The sequence below is a fragment of the Inquilinus sp. genome, from assembly GCF_057815775.1.
In genome coordinates, this window is the sequence record NZ_JBYRFX010000725.1 from 1 (window position 1) to 9,599 (window position 9,599).

The window sequence follows — 9,599 nt, forward strand, 5'->3', positions numbered from 1 at the left end:
GCGTCGCGACGATCAGGCCGAAGACGATGTTGCGGCCGGGAAAGTGGAGCCGGGCGAAGGCGTAGCCGCCGAGCGCCGCGAGCACGATCGTCGCCAGGGTTGCGGCCACGGCGGTGACGATGCTGTTGATCGTCGCGCTGCGGAACTGCGGCCAGATCGACTGCCCGGTGGCGTTGTCCGCGGCGTTCTCGAGACCGAGCAGGCCGGTGTAGTGGGCCAGCGTCGGGGCCGGCGGCACCGCATGCGGCGGCTGGGCCAGGAGATCGACCGGCTGCATCAGGCTGGAGTTGATCGACCAGTAGATCGGGCCGAGCGACCAGATCAGCACGAAGGCGATGAACAGGCCCTTGAAGATCTTCTTGGGCTGGATGGCGCGGGATTTCGGCATGGCGTCCTCCTACTCGCCCTGCGTCTCGCCGCGACGGCGTGCGACATAGATCAGGGAGACGGCGAGGGATGCGATCAGGACCAGGATGGAGAGCGCCATCCCGTAGGACATGTGCAGGTTCTGGAAGGCGGACATGTAGACCTGGATCAGCAGGGTCCGCGTGTCGAGGCTGGCCCCGCCGAGGATCCAGGCCTCGTCGAACAGGTTGAAGGCGGAAACCGTCGACTGCGTCATCGCGATCGCCAGCGCCCCCATCGTCATCGGCAGCGTGATCGCGAAGAAGGTCCGGATCGGGCCGGCGCCGTCGATCTTCGCCGCCTCGTAGAGATGCGTCGGGATGGTCTGCAGCGCCGCCAGCATGATCACCGCGGTCAGCGGCAGCATCTTCCAGACATGGACGATGGTGATGAGAAGGAGAGCCGCCGTCCGGTCGTTCGACCAGACATAGCCGGCGGGGATCAGCCCGAGCCCATGCAGGATGGCGTTCAGCACGCCGTAGCTCGGGTTGAACATCCAGCTCCAGATCAGCGAATTGACCACGGACGGCATCGCCCAGGGCAGGATGACGGCGGCGAGGAGCCATTTGCGGATCGGCCCCATGCTCTGCAGCAAGAGGGCAAAGGCGACGCCGCCGACCGTCTCCAGGATGACGGCGAGGAGCACCATCCACATCGTGTTGGCGGCGGCGGCCCGCACCTCCGGGTCGCTGAGCAGGTTGACGTAGTTGGCGGCGCCGATGAACGGCGTCCCCGCGCGCATCGGATCGATGCGGAACAGGCTGTCCCACGCTGTCAGCACCAGGGGCAGCAGCACCAGGGCGCCCATGACCAGGACGATCGGTGCGATCAGGAGAAGGCCGAGCCGGGCGTCGCGGCCCGGCAGGCGCGGCATTCCGATGCGCCGCCGTGACGCGATCCGGTCGGGTTTTGTCATCAACATCGTCATGGCCTTGGGGCCCTGTTTGCCGGCGGTTACTGCTGCATCGCCGATTGGGCGCGGGCGGCGATCTGCTTCATCGCGTCGTCGACGCTGATCTGGCCCTTCGCCGCCTGGTTGATGGTGGCGGACGCGGCGGAGCTGAATTCCGAGTACCAGGGCGGCGTGCCTTGGGCGAAAATCGCCTGGGTGTAGGCGCCGTATTTGGCGATATCGTCACCGCCGACCAGCTTGCCGCTCTGCGACAGCGCCTTCAGGGCGGAGGTCCGCGTCGGCAGCACGGCGACGGCAGTGTAGATCTCCCCCTGATGGTCGCTCCACCACTGGATGAACTTGATCGCCGCGTCCTTGTGTTCGGAATTGACCGGGATCGCGAGCGCCTCGGGCAGGCCGATGGTGCGCAGGGTCGCGGGATCGGCGCCGGTCAGGCCCAGCGCGGTGAGGCCGGGAATGGTCGAGCGATCCTTGTCCTGGTAGATCGCGAGATCATAGGGGTGCCCGGCGATGTCGAACGCCGCGGCACCATGCGCGAAGGCATCGGTGTCCTGCTGGTCGGTCATCCCGGTCATGGCCGGGTTGATCAGCCCGTCATGCAGCCCGCCGACCACCCAAGCCAGCGCCTTGTAGCCGGGCGACGCGGGATCGGTGAACAGCGGGTTCCAATCCTTGTCGAACAGCTCGCCGCCGAAGATCCGGGTGGTGAAGTACCAAGCCGTCGCGGTGCCCTCGGTCGCCGACAGCGGGATGCTGATCGGGTAGTCGACGACCTTCTTGTCCTTCAGGATCCGGGCGTCCCGGATGATATCGTCCGGCGTCTTCGGCAGGTCGGTGATGCCGGCCTGCTTGAGATAGGCGGTGTTGATGGCATGCAGCCGGAAGTCGTTGGCATAGGGAATGCCAAGCCGCGCGCCGTCATAGACGAAGACGCCGGCGGTCGGCATGTCGTCCACCAGCGCCTGGTCGAACTTGCCGTCGAGGGGGGTGAACCACTTCGCCGCGCCGAACTGGCCGACCCAGGACCAGTCGAACTCGATCACGTCGGCCGGCGCGGTTCCCGCGACCATGGAGGTCACGATCTTCGGGCGGATGTTGTCCCACGGCATGGTCTGCAGCTGGACCTGGATGCCGGTGTCCTTGGTGAATTCGTCGGTCAGGGCCTTGGTTGCCGCATCGGCCCCGAAGGAGGGCAGCAGCACCGTGATGGTTTCCGCGGCGGCGGCCTGGGCCCAGGCCAGGCCGATGGTCAGCGCCGTCATGGCCACTGTCCGCGACAGGGTTTTAGAGATCGTCATCCCAGAGACTCCCGGCTTTTGATTTCATTGTTGGGTGGCTGCGGACCCCGCACAGGAGATGAGCGAGGTCCGTAGTCGGTCGATCCAGGCCTGGTCCACCGCCCAGCCGGCGGCGATCGCCGCGCAGCGGAGCGCACCGCCGATCGGCGGCAGGACAGGGTCGCGATAGGGCGTTCCGACCCGCTCGGCGACACGGATGCGGAGAGGGGCGCTGGCGAAGGCGCCGCCGGCGACGCTCCAGCGAATGGGGCCGTCGCTGCCGATCGCCCGCCACGCGGCCGTGACATGCCGGGCGAGATGGTCGGCGGCCTCGTCCAGGATCCGCATCGCCTCGGGCCGGCCGGCCGCCGCTTCCCGATCGACGAACGGGGCCAGGGCGGCGAGGTCGGAGCGCAGATGGGGGCGCGATCGATACCAGCCGATCAGCGCATCATAAGGATCATCGGGCGGCAGGCCGAGGAATGAGAACAGCGCCTCGGCGAAGCCCGGCGCGTCGTCGCGGCCGTCGATCGCGCGGCTGGCGCGGGTGATGGCCTCCTTGCCGATCCAGAACGCGCTGCCCTCGTCGCCGAAGGCGTCGCCCCAGCCGCCGACCCTGATGTGGCGGCCGTCCCCGGCGGAAGCCCAGGCCATCGACCCGGTGCCGGCGAGCAGCAGGACGCCGGGGCCGCCGGCAAAGGCGCCCTCGAACGCCACATGGACGTCGTTCATCACCAGGACGGGCCGGTCGGAGAAAGCGGCGGCCGCGTCCTCCTGTTGCCGGGACACCTCGGCGACCTCGCCATAGCCCGGCATGCCCAGGGCGACCGCGACGGCGTCCGCACGCAGCGCCGTCGACCGTGTGCCGAGCGTGACGAGAATGTCCCGCCAGCCCGGTTCGTCGAACGGATTGCAGCCGGGCTCCCGCAGGCAGGCGGTGACTGTGCCGTCCCGATCGGCGGCGGCCAGCAGCGTCTTCGACCCGCCGCCGTCGATCCCGATCACGACCGGCATCAAGCCTCCTCCCCGTCGGAGGCGACCAGGAGATCGACGCCGAGATCGGCCAGGCGTTTCCGCCATGCCGGGGAAAGGCCTTCGTCGCTGATCATCTTCAGGGGGGGCTGCAGCGGCGCCACGCCATAGGTGGCCCGCAGCCCGAATTTGGAGGAGTCGGCCAGCAGGATCGGCGTCGCCGTCCGGGTCAGCATGCGGCGATTCAGGCTCGCCTCATGCACGTCCAGCGTGTTGATCGAGCCGTCCTCATGCGCGGCGCTGAAGCCCATGAACAGCTGGTCGAACCAGACCTCGCCGAGGACCTGCTCGGCCTGGGGGCCGACAAAGGACAGGTTCTCGTTGCGCAGCTGGCCGCCGATCACCGTGACGCGCAGCGCCGGCACATTGGCCAGCTCATAGGCGACGGCGAGGCCGTTGGTGAAGATCGAGACCGGGATCGGCTGCAGCCGCAGCAGCCGCGCGACCTGCAGCACCGTGGTGCCGGCATCGAGGAAGACCGTCGTCTGCGGACGGATCAACTCATAGGCGCTGCGGGCGATCATCCGCTTGGCGCGGATGTTCTGGCTTTCGCGGACCCGGAAGCCGGTCTCGACCCCGGCGCTTTCTGCCAGGCGGACACCGCCATGGGTGCGCTCGACCGCCCCGTCTTCCTCCAACCGCTGCAGATCGCGCCGGACGGTCGCGAGCGAAGCCCCCGTCGCGTCGCAGAGATCCTGCACGCTGGCGGCGCCCCGCACGTAGAGATGCTGCCTGATAACGTCCAACCGATCGACCGACATGCCGCCCTCCTTGCCCCCGATCATCGGCCGATTCCGATCATAGTCAATCAAAAATATGATCGATATTGACCGTTATCGGATTTCAGATGACTGCTTAGTGAGCGAAACGGGAAGAGCCGCCGCTCGCATCGCGATCAACGGCGGGCAGGGCAGGGGACAGTGTCAGATCGTCCGCTGCGGATCCGGGCCGCAGCGGTGCGCAGGATGGTGAGGGCAACTGATCAGGGGCAGAACACGGCAAAGTGCTCCTGCAGGGCTTGATCCGTCTTAATCCGGGTCTCGGCCACGGCCTCCGGGCCGGAACCCGTTCCCTGGACCGAGAAGAACGTCAGGTCGTGCAGCCCGACGGTGCCGAAGACGGCCTTCAGATACGGGGTCAGGAAATCCGGCTGGCGGGCGCGCTCCCCGGAAAACCGTCCGCCCGAGGCGATGGCGACGAAGACCGGGCGGTCGCGCAACAGGCCGACCTTCCCGTTCGGTGTCACGTTGAAGGTGCGGCGGACCCGGACGACGTGATCGATCCACGCCTTCAGCACCGACGGCACGGTCAGGTTGTGCATCGGGGTGCCGATGACCACGAGATCGGCGCTCTCGAGTTCCTGGATGAGCTCTTCGGACTGGGGGATCGACCGGCCCTGGGGGATATCGGCGGATGATTGCTGGGCGATCGCGTAGGTCTCGTCGACATGGGTGATGGCACCATCGCCGAGCACCCGGTTGACCACCACCGCCGCCGGCTCCTTCTGCAGCAGCAATCCGACGATTTTCTGGGAAAGCCGATAGCTCTCGGCGGCCTGCCCGCGAGGGCTGCAATTGACAAGCAGGATCGTCTTCATCGGTCCATCTCCGGCGGCTGGTTGAATGAGATCATCATTCTGCAGGCCGGATGGCCCATGACCCAGATCCATGATCTGGAATTCAAACTGGTCCATGCCAGTTGCGGTGCCGCTTTGGGCTGTACCGCCCGCCTGATTTGCCAGGACCGCCATGCCGGATCATGATGGCTCAAGCCACCTTCGGCTCATCTCCAGAATTGACCAGTCCATGACTGCCCCGAAGCCCAGCCATATCCCGCCGTTGGATCCAGCCGCGGCGGTGCCGTTCTACCGGCAGATCTACGATCGGGTTCTCGGCGCCATCGCCAGCGGCATGCTCAAGCCGGGCGACCGGATCCCCTCGGCCCGGGCGCTGACCAAGGAGCTGGGGCTGGCCCGGGGCACGATCGAGACGGCGTATTCGCTGCTGGCCGCGGAAGGCTATATCCAGGCGCGCGGCCAGGCGGGGACCATCGTGACGCCGGGCCTGACGCCGCGGGCGCCGGTCGCCATCCCGACGCCACGGCCCGACAGCGGCACTGGCGCCGCTGGTTTCCGCCCGGATTCGATCCTGCCGTTCCAGATGGGCCTGCCGGCCTTGGACCTGTTCCCCCGCAAGATCTGGGCCCGGCTGGGCGCGCGCTGCGTGCGCGCCATGCAGCCATCCGACATGGTCCATCCCGCCATATACGGCCTGCCGATGCTGCGGACCGAGATCGCCGCCTATCTGCAATTGTCGCGGGGAATCAGCTGCACCCCGTCCCAGATCTTCCTGACATCGGGGTACCGCCAGACCATGGCGCTGATCGCCCATGCCCTGCTGAAGGCTGGCGATCGCGTCTGGCTGGAAGACCCGGGATATCCGCCCACGCGGGAATTGCTGAAGCAGTTGCAGATTGCCGCCGTCCCCGTGCCGGTGGACCGAGACGGCATGGTCGTCGCCGACGGGCTCAAGCGGGCGCCGCGGGCGCGCGCGGCCGTGGTCACGCCGGCGCATCAGAGCCCGCTCTGCGTGTCCCTGTCCCTGCCGCGGCGCCTGGCGCTGCTGGACTGGGCAGCGCGGCAGGATGCCTGGGTCATCGAGGACGATTATGACGGCGAATACCGCTACGTCAGCCGCCCCCTGCCGGCGTTGAAGAGCCTGGATCGCGATGGGCGCGTGCTCTATGCCGGCACCTTCAGCAAGGTGCTGTTCCCGAGCCTTCGGCTGGCCTATCTCGTCGTGCCGGAATCGCACGTCGAGCGGTTCGAGCAGGTCACCGAGATCCTGGCCGCGGGCAGTCCGGAGCTGACCCAGGCCATCGTCACTGCCTTCATCCGGGAAGGCCATTTCGCGCGCCATATCCAGCGGATGCGGAAGCTGTATGCCGAGCGCCGGGACGCGACGGCGGCCGGGCTGGACAGCGTGCTGGGGCACCATGTGCGGATCGATGCCCAGCCGGGCGGCATGCACCTGATCCTGCGGCTGCAGGGCCGGCAGTCGGACCGCCGGCTGGTCGAACGCATGCGGGAAGATGGGTTGTATGGGGAAGCGCTGACGGATTGGACGACAGGCGGCGACGGCCCCTCGGCGCTGCTTCTCAACTTCACCAACATAGATTCCCGCGGCACTGCCGAGGCGCTCGGCCGGCGTATCCTGGCGCTGATGTGATGTCCATCATGGCCTAGTTCACAAGCCAGATCATGGACCTTCTTGGCTAGGCCAAGACGGAGCACGATGACATCCTCAAATCAGCCAAGACAAGGATGTCATCATGAGCAAGCGCATCGACTACGCCAGCATCGCACCCGAAGGTTACAAGGCGTTCGGCGGCGTGTACGTCACCGTCCAGAAAAGCGGCCTGCCGAAGGAGCTGGTCGATCTTGTCTACCTCCGGGTGTCGCTGATCAATGGCTGCGCCTTCTGCATCGATATGCACTCCCGCGACCTGCTGAAATCCGGCCTCGCCGTCGACAAGCTGGTGTTGGTGCCGGTGTGGCACGATGCGGGCAATGTGTTCAGCCGCCGCGAGCGCGTGGCGCTGGCCTGGGCCGAGAGCGTGACCCGCGTGTCCGAAACCGGCATTCCCGATGCGGATTACGAGGCCGCGGCGGCCGAATTCAGCGAGAAGGAACTTGCCGACCTGACCTATGCGATCGGCCTGATGAACGCCTTCAACCGGTTCGGGATTGCGTTCCGGTCGACCCCCGCGGCGGCCGCTAAAGCCTGAAATCCCGATTGGTTGATCGCCCGATCAGTGAATCGAACGCGCCCGGCCGCAACGGCCGGCGCGTCAACGAACGGACCTGTCACCATGGCCTGGGTGCTGCTTGGTATCGCCGGCGTTCTCGAAATCGCCTTCGCCTTGAGCATGAAGTCGTCCGAGGGGTTCACGCGATTGATCCCCGGGCTGCTGACGGTCGCCACCGGCCTGTCGAGCGTGTTTCTTCTGTCGTTCTCGCTCCGGACATTGCCGGTCGGCACCGGCTATGCCGTCTGGACCGGAATCGGCGCGGCCGGCACGGCCATTCTGGGAATCATCGTGCTGGGTGATTCCGCCGAGCCGATGAGGATCCTGTGCATTGTCCTCATCCTGGCCGGCGTCATCGGACTCAAGCTGGTCTCGGGAAGCTGAGGAAGATCGGTCGCCGAGCCGCTAGAGGCAGAGCGGCCGGACCATGTTCTCGACCAGCCGGACCAGGCTGAGGGCGGCCATTTCCGAAGATTTCGGATTGGTCGCCAGCGGCCGGTTCTCGATCGCGATGTCGAGCATGCCGAAGGCGCCGCGGGCCTGCAACCGGTGGCCGTTGCCGACGGCCTGCGGATCGGCGACCAGCTCGACCCGGGTGCGGTCGAGGCCGATGCCCGCCAGGGCGGCGATGACGGCGACATTGGCGTTCGCCGGATAGGCGCTCGCGGCCTCCCGTGCCGAGCCGGTGAAGAACACCGTCGCCTCGGCCAACTGGTCCAGGTCGATCGCTGCTTCGGCCGGGGTGCCTCGCCAGGCCGCGGGCGGCTTGACGATCCGGTGCAGCACCTCGTCCAGCGGCAGGGCCGATGCCGCTGCCAGCGCGTCGACCCCGGCCAGCGCCCCGGGCGGGATCAGGATCCGGCTGCCATGGCGGTCCGCCGTGGCCAGCAGCCGGTCCAGCACGCCGTCGTCGCAGAAGGCGCTGGTCGAGGACACGATCAAGGCCGGGGCGCAGCCCAGCGCCGCTTGGCCCCATGGCTCCACCGCCGCTCGTCCCGCCGCCTCCACCACCAGCTGCGGCGCAACCCCTGCCAGTTCCTCTGGGGACTGCAGCCACGGCATGCCGGCCGGCAGCTGTTCGGGCCACGACCGGGCGGCGACGGCGACGAGATCCACCGGCGCGCCGCGGTCCGCCAGCAGTTGCGCCACCCGGCGGCCGATTGCGCCCCAGCCGACCAGGACCAGGCGCAAGGGCGGCCGCAATCGTTGTTCTGTCGACATGCTCAGCCCTCCGTCAGCGACTGGGCGGGCCTCAGCAGGGTGCCGCCTTTCAACCCGCCCAGCATGCTGAAATGAGGACCGGGCACAAGCAGCGGTTCCGGCATAGCGCCTTGGCATGGCTTCGCGTAATCCCCTATAGGCGATGGATGCGATGCGAGGGAGGGGAACAGGCCCCGCGGTCTCATCGCCAGGATTGACGGGAGCTTCGAGACGATGCCGTTCGTGGACCGTGAGCGCGCGTCGCGCCTGTTGGCCGTCGCCGGCCTGGATGCACTGATCGTCGCCGAGCCCGAGGGCTTTTCCTACATCACCGGCGTGTCGCAGGGCGTCCCCGGCCTGTTCCGGCGGGCGGGCGCCGGTTTCGCGGTGCTTCCCGCCGATCCGCAGCGGCCGGTCGGTGCGGTGATCGGCGACCTCTATGCCGACGCCGCAAGGCGCAGCGTTGCGGAGATCCGCTCCCATCCCCTTTGGATGGAAAATGCGGACCTGACCGGCGTGCCGGAGACGGGCGCTATCGAGCAGCGCATTGCCCAGGCCTGGCGGCAAGCCGGCCGGCCGGAGGGCTTCCGCCGCCCCGCGACCTTCGACCTGCATCTGGCGCTGGCCGCCCTGGCGGATCTGCTCGGCACGCTGGGCCTGCGCCATGCCAGGCTGGGCATCGATGCCGACTATATCGCCGAAAGCGATGCGGCGGTGCTACGGGACGTGCTGTCCGGCGCCTCGATCGTCAACGGCTCGCCGGTGCTCGACCACGTCCGCATGGTGAAGACACCGGGTGAGATCGACCGCCTGGCCATCGGCGTCGAACTGGCTGAGGCGGGTCTTCGCCTGATGGCGCAGCGGGTCGAAACCGGGCAGACGGCGGCCGATCTGCGCGATCATTTCCAGGCCGGAGTCGAGGCCGAGGCCGCGCGCCGGGCCATGTCGCCGCAGCCCTTCTGGGC

General features: G+C 67.8%; 11 protein-coding genes. 4 read left to right on the forward strand and 7 right to left on the reverse strand.

Going from position 1 to position 9,599, the window contains the following annotated elements; all coding sequences use genetic code 11:
- From AC3XYG_RS25365 to AC3XYG_RS25390, 6 genes are all read right to left on the reverse strand, one after another.
- Positions 1 to 388 (reverse strand): ABC transporter permease family protein (locus AC3XYG_RS25365; protein ID WP_489142650.1); only part of this gene is annotated, 388 nt, incomplete at its 3' end.
- A gap of 9 nt (positions 389 to 397) precedes the next feature.
- Positions 398 to 1,321: a carbohydrate ABC transporter permease gene (locus tag AC3XYG_RS25370; protein ID WP_489142651.1), complete on the reverse strand. Its 924-nt coding sequence runs from the start codon at positions 1,319 to 1,321 to the stop codon at positions 398 to 400.
- A gap of 38 nt (positions 1,322 to 1,359) precedes the next feature.
- Positions 1,360 to 2,616, reverse strand: coding sequence for an ABC transporter substrate-binding protein (locus tag AC3XYG_RS25375; RefSeq protein ID WP_489142652.1), 1,257 nt, complete (start codon positions 2,614 to 2,616; stop codon positions 1,360 to 1,362).
- Between the two features lie 24 nt (positions 2,617 to 2,640).
- Positions 2,641 to 3,609 carry an N-acetylglucosamine kinase gene (locus AC3XYG_RS25380; RefSeq protein ID WP_489142653.1) on the reverse strand — a complete coding sequence of 323 codons (969 nt, stop codon included), beginning with the start codon at positions 3,607 to 3,609 and terminating at the stop codon, positions 2,641 to 2,643.
- Positions 3,609 to 4,412: a DeoR/GlpR family DNA-binding transcription regulator gene (locus AC3XYG_RS25385; protein ID WP_489142654.1), complete on the reverse strand. Its 804-nt coding sequence runs from the start codon at positions 4,410 to 4,412 to the stop codon at positions 3,609 to 3,611. Before AC3XYG_RS25385 ends, AC3XYG_RS25380 begins: the two co-directional genes overlap by 1 nt.
- Before the next feature lie 197 nt (positions 4,413 to 4,609).
- On the reverse strand, positions 4,610 to 5,377 hold the full coding sequence (locus AC3XYG_RS25390; RefSeq protein WP_489142655.1) for an FMN-dependent NADH-azoreductase: 768 nt from the start codon (positions 5,375 to 5,377) through the stop codon (positions 4,610 to 4,612).
- 55 nt (positions 5,378 to 5,432) lie between these two features.
- On the opposite strand from AC3XYG_RS25390, the gene pdxR reads away from it, so the two are divergent.
- The 3 genes from pdxR to sugE all read left to right on the forward strand — a co-directional run bounded on the left by pdxR (position 5,433) and on the right by sugE (position 7,818).
- On the forward strand, positions 5,433 to 6,854 hold the full coding sequence (pdxR, locus tag AC3XYG_RS25395) for a MocR-like pyridoxine biosynthesis transcription factor PdxR (protein ID WP_489142656.1): 1,422 nt from the start codon (positions 5,433 to 5,435) through the stop codon (positions 6,852 to 6,854).
- Positions 6,855 to 6,957: 103 nt separating this feature from the next.
- Positions 6,958 to 7,413, forward strand: a complete 456-nt coding sequence (locus AC3XYG_RS25400) for a carboxymuconolactone decarboxylase family protein (protein ID WP_489142657.1) — start codon at positions 6,958 to 6,960, stop codon at positions 7,411 to 7,413.
- Between the two features lie 84 nt (positions 7,414 to 7,497).
- A complete protein-coding gene (gene sugE, locus AC3XYG_RS25405) occupies positions 7,498 to 7,818 on the forward strand; it encodes a quaternary ammonium compound efflux SMR transporter SugE (protein WP_489142658.1) in 321 nt (106 codons plus the stop codon).
- A gap of 21 nt (positions 7,819 to 7,839) precedes the next feature.
- On the opposite strand, the gene AC3XYG_RS25410 is transcribed toward sugE, so the two are convergent.
- Positions 7,840 to 8,655, reverse strand: coding sequence for an aspartate dehydrogenase (locus AC3XYG_RS25410; protein WP_489142659.1), 816 nt, complete (start codon positions 8,653 to 8,655; stop codon positions 7,840 to 7,842).
- 213 nt (positions 8,656 to 8,868) lie between these two features.
- On the opposite strand from AC3XYG_RS25410, the gene AC3XYG_RS25415 reads away from it, so the two are divergent.
- The coding region (locus tag AC3XYG_RS25415) for an aminopeptidase P family N-terminal domain-containing protein (RefSeq protein ID WP_489142660.1) at positions 8,869 to 9,599 on the forward strand (731 nt) is incomplete at its 3' end.